This is a genomic window from Streptomyces sp. JJ38 (genome assembly GCF_019303475.1).
GTDB lineage: Bacteria > Actinomycetota > Actinomycetes > Streptomycetales > Streptomycetaceae > Streptomyces.
In genome coordinates this window covers 1-17,707 of record NZ_JABLSI010000071.1, presented here as the reverse complement: position 1 = coordinate 17,707, position 17,707 = coordinate 1, and the positions used below count along the sequence as shown (strand labels likewise).

Annotated in this window: 13 protein-coding genes; 6 read left to right on the top strand and 7 right to left on the bottom strand. The window is 72.2% G+C overall.

Annotated elements, in window-relative coordinates; genetic code table 11:
• Positions 1 to 109 precede the first annotated feature (109 nt).
• The 7 genes from HPT28_RS25155 to HPT28_RS25125 all read right to left on the bottom strand — a co-directional run bounded on the left by HPT28_RS25155 (position 110) and on the right by HPT28_RS25125 (position 11,469).
• On the bottom strand, positions 110 to 1,387 hold the full coding sequence (locus HPT28_RS25155) for a sugar ABC transporter substrate-binding protein (RefSeq protein WP_257579406.1): 1,278 nt from the start codon (positions 1,385 to 1,387) through the stop codon (positions 110 to 112).
• 234 nt (positions 1,388 to 1,621) lie between these two features.
• Entirely contained in the window at positions 1,622 to 2,272 is a 651-nt protein-coding gene (locus HPT28_RS25150) for a hypothetical protein (RefSeq protein ID WP_219094044.1), read from the bottom strand.
• A gap of 165 nt (positions 2,273 to 2,437) precedes the next feature.
• Positions 2,438 to 3,898, bottom strand: a complete 1,461-nt coding sequence (locus HPT28_RS25145) for a glutamate synthase subunit beta (RefSeq protein WP_219094042.1) — start codon at positions 3,896 to 3,898, stop codon at positions 2,438 to 2,440.
• Positions 3,891 to 8,450 (bottom strand): glutamate synthase large subunit, encoded by a 4,560-nt coding sequence (gltB, locus tag HPT28_RS25140; protein ID WP_219094050.1) that lies wholly within the window; start codon positions 8,448 to 8,450, stop codon positions 3,891 to 3,893. Before gltB ends, HPT28_RS25145 begins: the two co-directional genes overlap by 8 nt.
• Positions 8,451 to 8,744: 294 nt before the next feature.
• Positions 8,745 to 9,443: a VIT1/CCC1 transporter family protein gene (locus HPT28_RS25135; RefSeq protein WP_308119515.1), complete on the bottom strand. Its 699-nt coding sequence runs from the start codon at positions 9,441 to 9,443 to the stop codon at positions 8,745 to 8,747.
• A gap of 135 nt (positions 9,444 to 9,578) precedes the next feature.
• Positions 9,579 to 10,574, bottom strand: coding sequence for a prolipoprotein diacylglyceryl transferase (gene lgt / locus HPT28_RS25130; protein ID WP_219094040.1), 996 nt, complete (start codon positions 10,572 to 10,574; stop codon positions 9,579 to 9,581).
• 124 nt (positions 10,575 to 10,698) lie between these two features.
• Entirely contained in the window at positions 10,699 to 11,469 is a 771-nt protein-coding gene (locus tag HPT28_RS25125) for a thioredoxin domain-containing protein (protein ID WP_219094038.1), read from the bottom strand.
• Between the two features lie 240 nt (positions 11,470 to 11,709).
• Between HPT28_RS25125 and HPT28_RS25120 the strand changes: the two genes are divergently transcribed.
• The 6 genes from HPT28_RS25120 to HPT28_RS25095 all read left to right on the top strand — a co-directional run bounded on the left by HPT28_RS25120 (position 11,710) and on the right by HPT28_RS25095 (position 17,645).
• Positions 11,710 to 12,114 carry a DUF485 domain-containing protein gene (locus HPT28_RS25120; protein ID WP_219094036.1) on the top strand — a complete coding sequence of 135 codons (405 nt, stop codon included), beginning with the start codon at positions 11,710 to 11,712 and terminating at the stop codon, positions 12,112 to 12,114.
• Positions 12,111 to 13,787, top strand: a complete 1,677-nt coding sequence (locus HPT28_RS25115) for a cation acetate symporter (RefSeq protein ID WP_219094034.1) — start codon at positions 12,111 to 12,113, stop codon at positions 13,785 to 13,787. Before HPT28_RS25120 ends, HPT28_RS25115 begins: the two co-directional genes overlap by 4 nt.
• A 159-nt stretch (positions 13,788 to 13,946) precedes the next feature.
• Positions 13,947 to 14,966 carry a histidine kinase gene (locus tag HPT28_RS25110; RefSeq protein WP_308119514.1) on the top strand — a complete coding sequence of 340 codons (1,020 nt, stop codon included), beginning with the start codon at positions 13,947 to 13,949 and terminating at the stop codon, positions 14,964 to 14,966.
• Positions 14,963 to 15,721: a LytTR family DNA-binding domain-containing protein gene (locus HPT28_RS25105; protein WP_219094032.1), complete on the top strand. Its 759-nt coding sequence runs from the start codon at positions 14,963 to 14,965 to the stop codon at positions 15,719 to 15,721. Before HPT28_RS25110 ends, HPT28_RS25105 begins: the two co-directional genes overlap by 4 nt.
• On the top strand, positions 15,718 to 16,185 hold the full coding sequence (locus HPT28_RS25100) for a hypothetical protein (RefSeq protein ID WP_219094030.1): 468 nt from the start codon (positions 15,718 to 15,720) through the stop codon (positions 16,183 to 16,185). Before HPT28_RS25105 ends, HPT28_RS25100 begins: the two co-directional genes overlap by 4 nt.
• The gene (locus tag HPT28_RS25095) at positions 16,182 to 17,645 is read left to right on the top strand and encodes a cation acetate symporter (RefSeq protein ID WP_219094028.1); all 1,464 of its coding nucleotides are present in this window, start codon (positions 16,182 to 16,184) and stop codon (positions 17,643 to 17,645) included. The genes HPT28_RS25100 and HPT28_RS25095 overlap by 4 nt, the downstream gene beginning before the upstream one ends.
• Positions 17,646 to 17,707: the final 62 nt, after the last annotated feature.

Genomic DNA, 17,707 nt, shown 5'->3' with positions numbered 1-17,707 from the left:
GCTGCGGGCGGCGGCGCGGGCGGCCACCCGGGGGCCGGGGCGCCGGCCCCCGGGCGGGGTGGGCGCGCTCGCCTCCGCCGTGCGGGTGGGGGGCGCGGCTTCGGGGATCTCAGTTGCCAAAGGACCGGTCCATGTCGTCGGCGGCGGCCTGGGCCGCTTCGCTCACGCTCTGCTTGCCGTTGAGGATGGACTGCACCATCTGGGCGAAGACCTTCTTGCCCTGGATCTCTCCGTAGGCGGGGGTGGTGGGGACGGTGCGTCCCGCCTCGATCATCTGACGGGCGAAGGGGGCGACGAGGGGGCCGCCGTCCCGTTCGGTGCGGGCGACCAGGGAGGTGCGCCCCGCGAAGTAGCCGGACTGCTCGGCCCACTGTGCGGCGTACTCCTCGGAGGTCATGAGCTCGACGAACTCCCAGGCCAGGTCCTGGTCGGGGGCGGTGTTGAAGATGCCGAGGTGGGAGCCGCCCAGGAAGGAGGGGCTGATGCCGCCGTCGGCGCCGGGGATGGTGGCGGCGGCGAGTTTGCCGTGGAGTTCGGGGTTGTCGGCGAGGATGGTGGCCGGGGTCCAGCTTCCGGCTACGGCCATGGCGACCTTGCCGTCGGTGATGGCGGCGACGAGGTCGGCCTCGTTCCAGGTGGTGGCGGCCTTGGCGGAGGTGCCGTGCTCGGTGGCGAGCGAGGTGTAGAAGTCCACGCCGCGCACGGCGTCGGGGCGGTCGATGGTTGCGGTCCAGTGTCCGTCGCTCTGGGTGGCGAGGTTGCCGCCCGCGCCCCAGACGAAGGCGTCCAGGGTGTACTCGCTGTCGCCGAGGACGGGGAAGGCGAGCATGTCCGGCTCCGCCTCCTCCAGGGCGACGGCGGTCTCGCGCAGTTCGTCCCAGTCGGCGGGGGCGCGCAGGCCGTGCTGGTCGAAGACGTCCCGGCGGTAGAGGAGCGCACGGACGCCCGCGTACCAGGGGATGCCGTAGAGCTCGCCGTCGTAGGTGCCCGCGGTGCGCAGGGCGGGGACCATGTCGTCGTCGAGGCCGGCGTCACGGCTGCGTTCGCCGAGGCCGACGAGGGCCCCGGCGTCGGCGAACTCGGAGGTCCAGGTGGAACCGATCTCGGCGACGTCGGGGGTCGTGCCGCCGGCCATCGCCTTGGTGAACTTGTCGTGCGCGTCGGGCCAGGGGACGTACTGGACGTCGAGTTCGGCCCCGGTGCGCTCGGCGAACTCCCGGGAGACGTCCTCGAAGAACGGGCCGGGGTCCGGGTTGGTGCCCTCCATGATCCACACGGTGAGCGTTCCGGCGTCGGCCGCGCCGTTGCCGCAGCCGGCGAGGGCCGGGAGGGTGAGGAACAGGGCGGTGGCCAAGGCGGCGGCGCCGCGCCGGACACGGTTCGTCATGGGCCGGGCTCCTCACGCCGTGCACTGCGCGTGGTGCCGCGGGGACACCACTGGTGACAGTGCCACCTTGCGTCATCGAGCCCGGCACATCACGGACCGCCGCCGTCATTCACCCGACCGCACGTCCCCCGACCGCACGTCCCGGGTCCGGACCTCGCCCGGCCGGCGGGCCGGGGCGAGCGTCACGCCGGGAGGGGCGGGCAGAGCCCGACGGCGTGGCCCGCCCCCGGTGGCTCACTCCAGGGTGAGAGTGGCGTTGACGAGGGTCTCGCCCGTGGCGGCGTCGACGACGGCGCGGCCGCCCAGGGGCGCGTCGAGGGTGATCTTCACCGTGTCGGTCAGGAGCTGCTCGGTGCAGGCGTCGGCGGTGCCCTCCTCGCGCCAGCCGCCGAGGATGACGAGGTTCTCGGACTGCGCGACGTGGACGCCGTGGTCGGCGTCGCAGGCCCCGTAGCCGACGGTGACGGTGAGCACCTTGCTGTCCTTGGCCTTCTTGGCCGCGGGCACGGGCTGGAGACCCTCGGCCTGTCCGGCCTGCTCGACGTTGGGCCAGAAGTGTTCGAGGGCGTCCGCACGCTTCTCGAAGGGGCTGTCGCCGGAGGGCTTGAAGGGCTTGTCCTCCTTCTTCGGGCCCTTGGGCGTCTCCCCGTCCGGGCCCTGGAGGCCGTCCTTGCCGGTGTCGGAGGGGCCGTCCTCGCCCTTGTCGTCACCCTGGGCGCCCTCGTCCGGCTGCTTCGGCTGCTCGGACTGCTCGGAGACCTTCACCGAGTCACTGCTGTTCTGCGCCGAGCTGTCGTCTCCGCAGCCGGCCGCCGTGAGTGCGGCGGTGACCGCCAGGGCCAGGGCCGCGGCCGTGCGTCGGGTCCTGTTTCGGGTGTGTCGCATGTTCTCCTCCTCGCCGGGTGCACCTCTGACGCGGCACGGCGCGTTCCGGTTCCGGACCGGCCGCCCGGGGGGAGAAAAGGGTGGTGGCCGCCCTCGGTCGGGGGTGAGGGCGGCCACCGGTGTCCGCACGCCGTTGTACGGGACAACGGGCGCCGGGGAGCGGGCTCAGACGGTGAGGGCCCGGTCCGTCGGCTTGACCGGAGCCGGCAGTGCGCTGTTGCCGGTCAGGTAGCGGTCCACGCCGCGCGCCGCGGAGCGGCCCTCGGCGATGGCCCAGACGATGAGGGACTGGCCGCGGCCCGCGTCACCGGCGACGAAGACGCCGTCGATGTTGGTGGCGTAGTCGGCGTCGCGGTTGATGTTGCCGCGCTCGTCCATGGCCAGCCCGAACTGCCGGGTGAGACCGTTTTCCTGGTCCGTGCCGGTGAAGCCCATGGCGAGGGTCACCAGCTCGGCCGGGATCTTCCGCTCGGTGCCGGGCTTCTGGGTGAGCTTGCCGTCGACGAACTCCACCTCGATCAGGTGCAGCCACTTCACGTCGCCGTTCTCGTCGCCCTCGAAGTGGGTCGTCGAGACGGAGTAGACGCGCTCGCCGCCCTCCTCGTGGGCCGAGGTGACCTTGTACAGCATCGGGAAGGTAGGCCACGGCTGGTGCGGGGCGCGCTCCTCACCGGGCTTGGGCATGATCTCGAGCTGGGTGACGGACGCGGCGCCCTGGCGGTGCGCGGTACCGACGCAGTCGGCACCGGTGTCACCGCCGCCGATGACGACGACGTGCTTGCCCTCGGCGGTGATCGGCGGGGAGACGAAGTCGCCCTCCTGCACCTTGTTGGCGAGCGGCAGGTACTCCATCGCCTGGTGGATGCCGTTCAGCTCGCGGCCCGGCACGGGCAGGTCGCGGGCCGTCGTCGCGCCGGCGGCGATGACGACGGCGTCGTAGCGGCGGCGCAGGTCGGTGGCGCTGATGTCGCGGCCGACCTCGACCCCGGTGCGGAACTTGGTGCCCTCCGCGCGCATCTGCTCGATGCGGCGGTTGATGTGCCGCTTCTCCATCTTGAACTCGGGGATGCCGTAGCGCAGGAGCCCGCCGATGCGGTCGGCGCGCTCGTAGACGGCGACGGTGTGCCCGGCGCGGGTGAGCTGCTGGGCGGCGGCGAGGCCCGCCGGTCCGGAGCCGATGACGGCGACGGTCTTGCCCGAGAGCCGCTCCGGCGGCTGCGGGGTGACGTCACCGTTGTCCCACGCCTTGTCGATGATGCTGACTTCGACGTTCTTGATGGTCACGGCGGGCTGGTTGATGCCGAGGACGCAGGCGGACTCGCACGGTGCCGGGCACAGCCGCCCGGTGAACTCCGGGAAGTTGTTCGTCGCGTGCAGCCGCTCGCTGGCGGCCTCCCAGTCCTCGCGGTAGGCGTAGTCGTTCCACTCGGGGATCAGGTTCCCCAGCGGGCAGCCGTTGTGGCAGAACGGGATGCCGCAGTCCATGCACCGGCCGGCCTGCTTGCTGATGATCGGCAGCAGGGAGCCGGGGACGTAGACCTCGTTCCAGTCCTTGACCCGCTCTGCGACCGGACGCGTCGTGGCGACCTCGCGGTCGGTGGTCAGGAAGCCCTTGGGGTCAGCCATTGATCGCCGCCTCCATCATCTTCTCGTGGGTCTCGGACTCGCTGAGTCCGGCCCGCTCGGCGGCGTCCTTGGCGGCGAGCACGGCCTTGTAGGTGGGCGGGAGAACCTTGCGGAAGCGCGGCAGCGTCTCGGTCCAGTTGGCGAGGAGCTTCTCGGCCACGGTGGAGCCGGTCTCCTCCTGGTGCCGGCGCACGACGTCGTGCAGCCACTGCTGGTCCTCGGCGTCGAGCTCCTCGACGGAGGCGGCCAGCTCCCGGTTGACGTTGTCGGTGTCCAGATCGAGGACGTAGGCGACGCCGCCGGACATGCCGGCCGCGAAGTTGCGGCCCGTCTCGCCCAGGACGACGGCCCGGCCGCCGGTCATGTACTCACAGCCGTGGTCGCCCACTCCCTCGGAGACGACCGTCGCGCCGGAGTTGCGGACGCAGAACCGCTCGCCGACCTTGCCGCGCAGGAACATCTCGCCGCCGGTGGCGCCGTAGGCGAGGGTGTTGCCGGCGATGACCGAGTACTCGGCCAGGTGGTCGGCCCCGCGGTCGGGGCGGACGACGAGCCGCCCGCCGGACAGGCCCTTGCCGACGTAGTCGTTGGCGTCACCCTCCAGCCGCAGCGTCACACCCCGGGGCACGAAGGCGCCGAACGACTGGCCGGCCGAGCCGGTGAAGGTGATGTCGATGGTGTCGTCGGGCAGCCCGGCTCCGCCGAACTTCTTCGTCACCTCGTGACCGAGCATGGTGCCGACGGTGCGGTTGACGTTGCGGATGGCGAGCTGGGCGCGCACCGGCTGGGCGGCCTCGGCACTGTCCGCGTTCAGGGCGTCGGCGGCGAGCTTGATCAGCTCGTTGTCCAGCGCCTTCTCCAGACCGTGGTCCTGCTCGACGAGCTGGTGCCGCACGGCGCCCTCGGGCAGCTCGGGCACGTACATGAGCGGTGCCAGGTCCAGGCCCTGGGCCTTCCAGTGGTTCACGGCGCGGCTGGTGTCCAGCAGCTCGGCGTGGCCGATGGCCTCGTCCAGCGTGCGGAAGCCCAGCTCGGCCAGCAGCTCGCGGACCTCCTCGGCGATGAACTCGAAGAAGTTCACGACGAAGTCGGCCTTGCCGCTGTAGCGCGAGCGCAGCACCGGGTTCTGGGTGGCGATGCCGACCGGGCAGGTGTCCAGGTGGCACACGCGCATCATGACGCAGCCGGAGACGACGAGCGGCGCGGTGGCGAAGCCGAACTCCTCGGCGCCGAGGAGCGCGGCGATGACGACGTCGCGGCCGGTCTTGAGCTGGCCGTCGGTCTGCACGACGATGCGGTCGCGCAGACCGTTGAGCAGCAGCGTCTGCTGCGTCTCGGCCAGGCCGAGCTCCCAGGGGCCGCCCGCGTGCTTGAGCGAGGTCAGCGGGGAGGCGCCGGTGCCGCCGTCGTGGCCGGAGATGAGCACGACGTCGGCGTGGGCCTTGGACACACCGGCCGCGACGGTGCCGACGCCGACCTCGGAGACCAGCTTGACGTGAATGCGCGCCTGCGGGTTGGCGTTCTTCAGGTCGTGGATGAGCTGGGCGAGGTCCTCGATGGAGTAGATGTCGTGGTGCGGCGGCGGCGAGATGAGGCCGACGCCGGGCGTGGAGTGCCGGGTCTTGGCCACCCACGGGTACACCTTGTGGCCGGGCAGCTGACCGCCCTCGCCGGGCTTGGCGCCCTGCGCCATCTTGATCTGGATGTCGTCGGAGTTGACGAGGTACTCGCTGGTCACGCCGAAGCGGCCGGAGGCCACCTGCTTGATGGAGGAGCGCCGGGCCGGGTCGTAGAGCCGCTCGGGGTCCTCGCCGCCCTCACCGGTGTTGGACTTGCCGCCCAGCCGGTTCATGGCGATGGCCAGCGTCTCGTGCGCCTCCTGCGAGATGGAGCCGTAGGACATGGCTCCGGTGGAGAAGCGCTTGACGATCTCCGAGACGGGCTCGACCTCGTCGATGGAGACGGGCTCGCGGCCGGAGTTGAACTGGAACAGGCCGCGCAGCGTCATCAGCCGCTCGGACTGCTCGTCGACGCGCTGCGTGTACTGCTTGAAGATGTCGTACCGGCGCTCGCGCGTGGAGTGCTGGAGCCGGAAGACGGTGTCGGGGTCGAACAGGTGCGGCTCGCCCTCGCGGCGCCACTGGTACTCGCCGCCGATCTCCAGGTCGCGGTGGGTAGCGGAGATCCCGGAGACGGGGTACGCCTTGGCGTGCCGGGCGGCGACCTCCCGGGCGACGACGTCGAGCCCCGCGCCGCCGATCTTGGTGGCGGTGCCGTTGAAGTACCGCTCGGTGAACTCCTCGTCCAGGCCGACGGCCTCGAAGACCTGGGCACCGCGGTAGGAGGCGACGGTGGAGATGCCCATCTTGGACATCACCTTCAGCACGCCCTTGCCGAGCGCCTTGATGAGGTTACGCATCGCCGTCTCGGCCTCGACGCCCTCCAGGAAGGTGCCGGCGCGGACGAGGTCCTCGACCGACTCCATGGCCAGGTAGGGGTTGACGGCCGCGGCGCCGTAGCCGATCAGCAGCGCGACGTGGTGCACCTCGCGGACGTCACCGGCCTCCACCAGCAGGCCCACCTGGGTGCGCTGCTTGGTGCGGATGAGGTGGTGGTGGACGGCGGAGGTGAGCAGCAGCGACGGGATCGGGGCGTGCTCGGCGTCGGAGTGCCGGTCGGAGAGGACGATGATGCGGGCGCCGCCGGCGATGGCCGCGTCGGTCTCCCGGCAGATCTCCTCCAGCCGGTCGGCCAGCGACCGGCCGCCGCCGCTCACCCGGTAGAGGCCGGAGAGGGTGGTGGCCTTCATGCCGGGGCGGTCGCCGTCGGCGTTGATGTGGATGAGCTTGGCCAGCTCATCGTTGTCGATCACCGGGAACGGCAGCGTCACGCTGCGGCAGGACGCGGCGTTCGGCTCCAGCAGGTTGCCCTGCGGGCCGAGCGAGGAGATCAGCGAGGTGACGAGCTCCTCACGGATGGCGTCCAGCGGCGGGTTGGTGACCTGCGCGAACAGCTGGGTGAAGTAGTCGAACAGCAGCCGCGGCCGGTCGGAGAGGGCGGCGATGGGCGAGTCGGTGCCCATCGAGCCGATCGGCTCGGCGCCGGTGCGGGCCATCGGGGCCAGCAGGACGCGCAGCTCCTCCTCGGTGTAGCCGAAGGTCTGCTGGCGGCGGGTGACCGAGGCGTGGGTGTGCACGATGTGCTCACGCTCGGGCAGCTCGGCCAGCTGGGTGATGCCGGACTCCAGCCAGTCCTGGTAGGGGTGCTCGGCGGCGAGGGCGGCCTTGATCTCGTCGTCCTCGATGATGCGGTGCTCGGCGGTGTCGACGAGGAACATGCGGCCGGGCTGGAGGCGGCCCTTGCGGACGACCTTGCCGGGGTCGATGTCGAGGACGCCGACCTCGGAGCCGAGGACGACGAGGCCGTCGTCGGTCACCCAGTAGCGGCCCGGGCGCAGACCGTTGCGGTCGAGAACGGCGCCCACCTGGGTGCCGTCGGTGAAGGTGACGCAGGCGGGGCCGTCCCAGGGCTCCATCATCGTGGAGTGGAACTGGTAGAAGGCCCGACGGGCGGGGTCCATCGAGTCGTGGTTCTCCCACGCCTCGGGGACCATCATCAGCACCGAGTGCGGCAGCGAACGGCCGCCGAGGTGCAGCAGCTCCAGCACCTCGTCGAAGGAGGCCGAGTCGGAGGCGTCCGGGGTGCAGATCGGGAAGATCCGCTCCAGGTCCTTGGACGAGTCGCCGAACAGGTCGGAGACGAGCTGGGACTCGCGCGCCCGCATCCAGTTGCGGTTGCCCTTGACGGTGTTGATCTCACCGTTGTGCGCGATGAACCGGTAGGGGTGGGCCAGCGGCCAGCTCGGGAAGGTGTTCGTGGAGAACCGCGAGTGCACCAGGGCGATCGCCGAGCCGAAGCGGCGGTCCGAGAGGTCCGGGAAGAAGGGCTCGAGCTGACCGGTGGTGAGCATGCCCTTGTAGACGATGGTGCGGGCCGACAGCGAGGCGAAGTAGACCTCGGCCTCCCGCTCGGCGCGCTTGCGCAGGACGAAGGCGAGCCGGTCGAGCGCCAGGCCGGTCCGGGCGTCGCCGTCGGTGGCGTCGGCCACGAAGAGCTGGCGGAAGCTCGGCATGGTGGCGCGCGCGCCGTTGCCCAGCAGGTTCGGCGCCACGGGGACCTCGCGCCAGCCGAGGACCTTCAGGCCCTCCGCGGCGGCGATGGCCTCGATGCGCGCGGCGGCGGCGTCGGCCTCGGCCGCGTCGGCGGGGAGGAATCCGATGCCGACGGCGTAGGCGCCGGCCTCGGGCAGCTCGAAGGAGACGGCCTCGCGCAGGAACGCGTCCGGGACCTGCACCAGGATGCCGGCGCCGTCGCCGGAGTCCGGCTCGGAGCCGGTGGCGCCACGGTGCTCCAGGTTGCGCAGAACGGTCAGCGCCTGCTCCACGAGCTGGTGGCTCGCTTCGCCGGTGAGGGTGGCCACGAAGCCGACGCCACAGGCGTCGTGCTCGTATCGGGGGTCGTACAACCCCTGCTTGGCAGGGTGGGCCGCCATAGACGCTGCACGCATCGGCTCTCCCGTCGTCGTCGTGGCATGAACAGTGCCGAGGGACGACGTTGGCCCTCTGCGATCAAAATTTTCGTGCAGATTACATGATGGTCATGATCCCGAAAAGCGGAAAGTCGAGTCCACCATACGGACGACATCGGGGTCGTCCGCGCTCTGCCGAGGAAGTGTTGTCCCTGCTCACGCAGGGGGCGGTGCGGGCTTCATTGCTCGCGGCGCTTACCGCTTCTGCCCGGTGCTCACGATCCTGAAACCGCCGGGAAACGAGATCACCCGGCGCTGTCATCCGATCGCGGCTCCCAGGAGTGACCCCAGGACATACGTCACCGCGGCGGCGGCACCTCCCAGGATGAACTGTCGGAGCCCGGTGTACCACCAGGGACGGGCGGTGACCTTCGACACGGCCGCCCCGCACAGGAACAGCCCGGACAGCGCCAGCGCGACCGCCGACCACACCTGCGTCGCCCCCAGCAGATACGGCAGGACGGGCAGGAAGGCGCCGAGCGCGAACGAGCCGAACGAGGAGACGGCGGCCACCAGCGGCGACGGCAGACTCCGCGGGTCCACGCCCAGCTCGTCCCGGGCGTGGATCTCCAGGGCCAGCTCAGGGTCCCGGGACAACTGCTCGGCGACGCTCTCGGCCAGCGGCGCCGCCACACCGCGGGCCCGGAAGCGGTCCGCGAGCTCCGCCCGCTCGCCCTCCGGGTCCTCCGCGAGCTCACGCCGCTCCACGGCCAGCTCCGCGAGCACCAGGTCCCGCTGGGAGGCGACGGAGGTGTACTCACCGGCCGCCATGGAGAAGGCGCCGGAGGCCAGACCCGCGAGCCCGGTGATCACGATGGTCTGCGGGGCGACGGAGCCGCCGGCGACACCCGTGATGAGCGCGAGGTTCGAGACGAGGCCGTCCATGGCCCCGAAGACGGCGGGCCGCAGCCAGCCGCCGTTGACGTCGCGGTGGGAATGGCGCCGGTTTACCTGCACAACTCCGACGGTAGGCACCCACGGGGCGCGCCGCCAGCAAGGTAGGCCGTACTCACCCGGGCCGGACGGCCCCGGGTGACCCCTCGTGCCGGGTGCCCGGGACCGGCGCGGCCGTGTGGCGCGTGACTTCTTCCGCTACTTCCGCGCGGAGTCCGCCCCGGCGTCCTCGGCCGACGGCTTCACGTCCGACGCCCCGGCGTCCGCAGCCCCGGCCTCCGACGCCCCGGCCTCGTCCCGGGACGCGTCGCCCGCGTCCTCGGACGCGGCGCTCGCGGACGCCTCGTCCTCTCGCGCGTCGGCCCGCGCGGGCTCGTCCCCGTCCCGGCGCGGCTCGACCACCGTCTCCCGTCCCGGGCGCAGCTTCGCCGAGACGACGAGGTAGGCCACAGCCGCCACGAAGACCAGGAGCGACGTCCAGTTGTTCAGCCGCAGCCCGAGGATCTCGTTCGCGGGGTCGATCCGCAGGTACTCGATCCAGAACCGGCCCGCCGTGTACCCGGCGACGTAGAGCGCGAAGGCCCGGCCGTGGCCGAGGCGGAAGCGGCGGTCGGCCCAGATGACCAGCCCCGCGAGACCCAGGCACCACAGCGACTCGTAGAGGAACGTCGGGTGGAAGGTGCCCTCGTGCTTGCCGTTGTCGATCTCGACGGCCCAGGGCAGGTCGGTCGCGCGCCCGTACAGCTCCTGGTTGAACCAGTTGCCCCAGCGTCCGATCGCCTGGGCGACGGCGAGGGCGGGCGCGACGGCGTCGGCGTACGCGGGCAGCGGGATGCCCCGGCGGCGGCAGGCGATCCAGGCACCCAGCGCGCCGAAGGCGACGGCTCCCCAGATGCCGAGGCCGCCCTCCCAGATCTTGAGGGCGTCGAGGGGCCTGCGCCCCTCGCCGAAGTAGAGCTGGTAGTCGGTGACGACGTGGTACAGCCGGCCGCCGACGAGGCCGAAGGGCACGGCCCAGACGGCGATGTCGGCCACGGTGCCGGGCTGACCGCCGCGTGCGACCCAGCGCCTGCCGCCGAGCCAGACGGCGACGAACACGCCGATGATGATGCAGACGGCGTAGCCGCGCAGCGGGAACGGGCCGAGTTCGAGCTCACCGCTCGACGGGCTGGGGATTGACGCGAGGATGTCCATGGCCCTTCAGACGCTACCTTGCCGCGCCCCCCACCGGGTAACCCCGGGGTTGACCATCGCTTCCCCTGACAGCCCTCGGGCGCCGGGCACGGGCCGGGCCCGGGGCCCCGGCCCGTGCCGGGGGTCAGGCGCCCTCCGCCGCGGCGGCCACCTTGGCCCGCAGGCTCTCCGGGGTGAGGGGGGCGCTCGGGTCGCCGTAGACGTTCTCGCCGTCCAGCAGGACGGTGGGGGTCGCGTTGTACTCGGAGCCGAGGAAGGCGTCGTTGGTCCGCCGCACCCGTGCCTCGTGGGTTCCCTCGCGCACGCAGGAGCGGAAGGCGGGGGTGTCCAGGCCCTCCACCTTCCCGGCCAGCTCGATCAGGTGGCCCTCGTCGCCGAAGGCGTCCTTCTGCTCGGGCGGCTGCTCGGTGTAGAGGAGGTCGTGGTACGGGGTGAACTTGCCCGCGTCGGCGGCGCAGTGGGCGGCGTTGGCCGCCTTCGTCGAGCCGGTCCCGCCCATGTTGCCGTCGATGATCGTCACCAGGTGGTACTCGACCTGGATCTTCCCCTCGTCCGTCAGCTCGTGGACGGTGTCCTTGAAGGCCTGCTCGAACTGGGCACAGCCGGGGCAGCGGAAGTCCTCGTACACCGTGAGCGTGACGGGTGCCGCCCCCTTGCCTTCCGTGATCGGCGCCGCGGCCTGTCCGTCACCCTTCTCCGGCGAGCCGCCGGTCGCCGCGTAGCCCACCACGCCGACCACGGCGAGGACGGCCGCGACCAGCACGGCGGCCTTCACCCCACGCTTGCGCTTCTCGGTCGCCTGCTCGCGCTCGCGCTCCTCGCGCAGCCGCGCGACGGCGGGGCGCTGACGGGGCGTGCGCCCCTGCTGCTGTCCCTGCTGGCTGTTGTCGCTCATCACACCCGGGCCAACGACCCATCCGCCCGCGCGCCCGCGCCGCGTGCCGCATTTCGCCCGAAGGGGCGACGGCCGGGGGCGTATTGACGACCGCTGGGCGTGGTTTTCCGACCGGTCGTCGCACGGAGGTGTACCGCTTGTCGCGCACCCCGCGCGCTCACCGCACGTGTCGGAGTACGGCTTCCCCCGCGATGTGACGCTGCTTACCTTCCCCCCATTCCCCGTGCCGAGGAGGCGTCCATGTCCCCAGATCTCCCACCTCAGTCCCGCTCACCGGAGGCGGCGGCGGAGGAACGGACGGTGGCGATGCACACCGATCCCCGCTTCGTCGAGCTGAAGCGGCGCCTGGTGGTCTTCGTCTTCCCCATGAGCGTCGCCTTCCTCGTCTGGTACCTGCTGTACGTGCTGATGTCGGCGTACGCCCGCGGTGTGATGTCCACGGTGGTGTTCGGCACCGTCAACGTGGCCCTCGTCTTCGGGGTGCTGCAGTTCGTCAGCACCTTCGGCATCGCCGTCCTCTACTCCCGCTACGCGAACCGGCGGCTCGACGCCCTGGCCGACAGCCTGCGCGGTGAGCTGGGCGGCCCGGACGCCCCCGCCTCCGCCGCCCACCCCGTCCCCGAGGATTCGGAGCGTCCCGCATGACCATCGCCGCTGAGGTCAGTGATTCCAGCCGCGCCCTCACCCTGCTGCTGTTCCTCTCGATGATCGCCGTGACCCTGGGCATCACGGTCAGGGCGAGCCGGCAGACGCGGTCCGCGGCCGACTTCCACTCCGGGGGCCGGGGCTTCACCGGATTGCAGAACGGTTTCGCCATCGGCAGCGACTACATGTCCGCCGCCTCCTTCCTCGGCATCGCCGGGATGATCGCCCTGTACGGATACGACGGCTTCCTCTACTCCATCGGCTTCCTGGTGGCCTGGCTCGTGGCCCTGCTCCTCGTCGCGGAGCTGCTGCGGAACTCCGGCCGGTTCACGATGGCCGACGTGCTGTCCTACCGGATGCGGCAGCGCCCGGTGCGCACCGCGGCCGCGGTCTCCACGATCACGGTGTCGATCTTCTACCTGCTGGCCCAGATGGTCGGGGCGGGCGCCCTCATCGCGCTGCTTTTGGGCATCGAGCCGGGTGAGACGTACCTCGGGATGGACGCCGACACCGCCAAGATCGCGGGCATCGTCGTCGTCGGGATCCTGATGATCGTCTACGTCACCTTCGGCGGTATGAAAGGCACCACGTGGGTGCAGATCATCAAGGCCGGGATGCTCATGGGCGGGGCGTTCCTGCTCACCGTGATGGTGCTCGCCGTCTACGACTTCAACGTCGGCTCGCTCATGAACGACGCCGCCGACGCCAGCGGCGCCGGGCAGGCGTTCCTCGAACCCGGGCTGCGGTTCGGCACCGAGGTCCCGGGCGACGCGCTCCAGACGCTGTGGAACAAGCTCGACATGATCAGCCTGGGCCTCGCCCTGGTGCTCGGGACGGCCGGACTGCCGCACATCCTCATCCGCTTCTACACCGTGCCCGACTCCAAGACCGCCCGGAAGTCCGTCAACTGGGGCATCGGCCTCATCGGCACCTTCTACCTGATGACCCTGGTCCTCGGCTTCGGCGCGGCGGCCCTCGTCGGCAAGGAGGCCATCACCGCGCAGAACGCGGCCGGCAACACCGCGGCGCCCCAGCTCGCCGAGGCCGCGGGCGACCACTTCGGCGGCTCGGGACTGGCCGCCGTGATGCTCGCCATCATCGCGGCCGTGGCCTTCGCCGCCATCCTCTCCACGGTGGCCGGGCTGACCATCGCCTCCTCCTCGTCGCTGGCGCACGACTTCTACAACAGCGTGCTCCGCAAGGGGAAGGCGACCGAGGCCGACGAGGTCCGGGTGGCCCGGTGGTCGGCCTTCGGCGTGGGTGCCGTGGCGATCGTGCTGGCCATCTTCGCGCAGAGCCTCAACGTGGCCTTCCTGGTGGCCCTCGCCTTCGCGATCGCGGCCTCCGCGAACCTGCCCACGCTGCTGCTCAGCCTGTTCTGGAAGCGGTTCAACACCCGGGGCGCGGTGGCCGGCATCTACGGCGGCCTGATCAGCGCGGTCGGGCTGGTGATCTTCTCCCCGGTCGTCTCGGGCTCGGAGAAGGCGCTCGTCATCGGGGCGGACTTCTCCTGGTTCCCGCTGGCCAACCCCGGCATCGTCTCCATTCCGCTGGGCCTGTTGTGCGCGGTGGTCGGCACGCTGATGTCCGACGAGAACGACCCCCGCCGGTTCGCCGAACTCCAGGTCCGGGCGCTGACGGGGGCCGGGGCGGAGCCCGCCGCCAAGCACTGACCCGGAGGTTTCCGTCCCGGGTGGCCTCCTCCCCCGCCGCCTGGGACGGTCAGCCGGAGAACCCCCGCGTGAGCGGGGGTTCTCCGCCGTGTGGCCGCGGGTTACGGTTCGGCCGTGGGTTGGACGATCAGGGGTCGGTGGCGCCGCCCGGACACGGACGTGCCGGCGACCATCGGGGCGCTGCGCGAGGCCCGCCTGCTCAGCGCGGACCTGCGGCGCGGGCTTGGCCACGGTGGTTCGTCCGCCGCCCAGCGCGTCCGCCGGCTCCTGGGCGCCGACGCCGTCCTCCTCGCCGATCTCGACGGTCCCGTGGCCCGGCACGGCACCCTGCCCCCGGGCGGCGACCCGGCGGCCCTGCTCGCGGAGGTCTACGAACACGGCTCCGCCGTCCGCCGTCCCCCCTGGTGTGCGGCGCCGCTGATCGTCGCCGGCGATCTGGCCGGCTGCGTCGTGGCCGCCGGGGACGTCGGCGAGGAGGACCTCAGCGAGGTCGCCCGGCTGATGGCCGAGCAGCTCGACCACGCGGAGCTGCGCACCGCCCGCACCCGCATCGCCGCGGCCGACCTGCGGACCCTGCGGGCCCAGATCTCACCGCACTTCCTGCACAACGCGCTCGCCGTCATCGCCGCGCACATCCGCACCGACCCCGACCGGGCCCGGCAACTGCTCACGGACTTCGCGGACTACCTGCGCTACTCCTTCTCCACCCAGGGCGACTACGCCACCGTGGCCGCCGAGCTCCAGGCCACGCAGACGTATCTGGAGCTCCAGCGGGCCCGCTTCGACGACCGCCTGGACATCACGGTGCGCATGGCACCGGAGATTCTGCCGGTGGCCATCCCCTTCCTGGTGGTGCAGCCCATCGTGGAGAATGCCGTGCGGCACGGGCTGGAACGCAAGGCGGGGCGCGGCCACATCAGCGTCTCCGGCTTCGGCGAGGGCCCGTTCGTCGTCATCGAGATCGAGGACGACGGCCTCGGCATGGAACCCGCCCTCGCGCGGACGATCCTCGCCGGTGGCGGGCCGCCCGCCAAGGGCGTGGGGCTGGCCAACGTGGACCAGCGGCTGCGTGCGGTGTACGGACCGGAGCACGGCCTCCTCATCGAGACCGCGCCCGACAGCGGTACCAAGGTGGTCATCCGGGTGCCGCGCTTCATGCGAGGAGTGGTTGCCGAATGACGTTGCGGGTCCTGGTCGTCGAGGACGAGCCCTCCACCCGTGCGGAGTTGGACGGCTTCCTCGCCGAGATGCCGGAGATCGCCGAGGTGCTGGCGGCGGAGAGCGGCGAGGCCGCGGTGCGCATGCTCGGGACGACGGCGCTCGACGCGGTGTTCCTGGACATCTCCATGCCGGGCCTCGACGGCATGGCGGTCGCGCGGGTGATCAGCATGCTCTCCCGGCCGCCCGCGATCGTGTTCGTCACGGCCTCGGAGTCGCACGCGATCGAGGCGTTCGGCATCGGCGCCGTCGACTACCTGCTCAAGCCCGTCCGTCCGGAGCGGCTGGCGGACTCCGTGGCGCGGATCGTCCGGCAGCGGCGGGCCGCCCCGGAGGGCGCGCCGCCCGCGGACGAGCTGGCCGTCGTGCAGATCGAGCACAGCAGGCGCACGGTGTTCGTGCGGCGGGACGACATCCAGTTCGCCGAGGCGCACGGGGACTACGTGCGTCTGCACACCGCCGACGGCAGGCATCTGATCCGGCTGTCCCTGTCGTATCTGGAGGAGGTGTGGGCCGCGGCGGGCTTCGTCCGGGTCCACCGCGGCTATCTGGTGGCGGTCGGCTGGGTGCACGATCTGCGGGTCACCAGCTCGGCGGGGCTGGTGGCCTGCACCCCGGCGGGCGACGTCCCGGTGAGCCGCCGGCACGCGCGCGGGCTGAAGGAGCGGCTGATGGAGGCCGCCCGCAGCGGCCAGCTGGGGCGGGCGGCGCGATGAGCACGGCGCGGCGGGAGCGGGTCACCAGTCCGCAGACCAGGATCGCGCTCGCCCGCGGCGTCCGCGGGGTGCGGCGCCCGCTGCCGCTGCCCGGGCCGCCCGATCCCGAGCTGGCCCGGCGCGTGTTCGCGGCTCAGCGCCGTGCCCTGGCCCGGACGCTCGGGCTGCTGGCACTGGTGCTCTTCGGCACCAGCGGGCTCATCGCGGCGCTGCCCGCCCTGGACCGCGTCACCCTGGGCGGCGTGCCGGTCTCCTGGCTCGTGCTGGCCGCGGCGACGTATCCGGTGCTGCTGGTCATCGCCGTCCTGCACGTCCGGACGGCCGAGCGCACGGCCCACGCCGAGCGCGCCCGGTGCCCCCGGCATGCCGGGGGCACCGGGCGGGCGGCGTGGGCCGGGCCCGGCACGGACGGCGGTGGGTCCGCCGCCGCGCCGCCGTGGACGACGGAGGGCGGGAGCTCGTGACGGGGCTGCTGGCGATCGGCTTCCTGCTCGCCGCCAGCCTGACCATCGGGGTGTACGGCGTGCGGGCGGCGCGCACGACACCCGACTTCCTCGTCGCCTCGCGCCGGGTGGGCGGCGGCTGGAACGCCATGGCCATCGCCGGGGAGTACGTGTCGGCCGCCTCGGTGCTGGGGCTGGCGGGCCTGTTGCTGAAGGACGGCATCGGCACGATGTGGTACGCCGTCGGGTTCACGGCGGGCTACGTGGCGGTGGCGGCCCTGGTCGCCGGGCCGATGCGGCGCTCCGGAGCGTTCACCGTGCCCGACTTCGCCGAGTACCGGCTCGGCTCGCCCGCGGTGCGGCGGCTGTGCGGGCTGATCGTGCTCGTCATCATGTGGCTCTATCTGGTGCCGCAGTTCAAGGGCGCCGGCGTCGTGCTGCACCTGGTGAGCGGTACCCCGTACTGGGTGGGCGTGGTGCTGGCGGGGCTCGTCGTCAGCGGGTCGATCGCGATGGGCGGCATGCGCTCGGCGACCTACGTGCAGGCCTTCCACTATCTGGTGAAGCTCGTGTTCATCGCCGTCCCCGCGGTGTTCCTCGTGGTACGGGCGGGGGCCGACACCCGGGCGCGGGCGCTGGCCCCGGTGGCCGTCCCCGAGGGGTGGAGCCGCCCGCTGCTGGACATCGGGGACGCCGGGTACCCGCTGCTGGGCACCTGGTCGGTGCTGCTGGCGACGACCCTGGGCGCCGTGGGGCTGCCGCACGTCATCATGCGGTTCCACACCAGTGCGAGTGCGCGGGCCGCCCGTCGCGTGGCGGTCATGGTCATCGCCCTGCTCGGGGTCTTCTACCTTTTTCCGGTGGTGTACGGGCTGTTGGGCCGGGTGCTGACGCCGCACCTGGTCCGGGAGGGGACGACCGACACCGTCGCCGTCGCCCTGCCGGGCGAGGTGGCCACCGGGCTGCTGGGCTCCTTGCTGACGGCGCTGGTCGCGGCCGGTGCCTTCGCGGCGTTCCTGTCCACCTCCTCCGGGCTGCTGCTGGCGCTGGCCGGCGGTCTGTCGCACGACCTGTTCGGCAGCGGGCTGTCCCGGCTGCGGCTGGCCGTCGCCGTGGGCGCCCTCGTCGCGGTGCTGCTCTCGCTCCCCGCCGCTCACGTGGACATCAACGTCATGGTCGGCTGGGCCTTCGCGGTGGCGGCGTCCACGTTCTGCCCGCTGCTGGTGCTGGGGATCTGGTGGCCCAGGCTGACGCTGCCCGGCGCGGTCGGCGGGCTCGTGGTCGGAGGCGTCTCCGCGACCGGCGGGGCGCTCGCCTCGGCACTGGGCACCTACGAGTCCGGGCTGCTGACGGTGCTGCTGGCGCAGCCCGCGTCGTGGACGGTACCGCTCGCGTTCGCCGTGATGATCGCCGTCTCCCTGCGCTGGGGCGCGCCTCCGGAGGGCGCGGAGCGGGCGGTGTTGCGGCTGCACGCGCCCTGAGGCCGTGCCCCCTCCGGGGCGCCGGGCCGCCCCGGCGCGCGGCCGGCCCGGCCGCCGGGGGC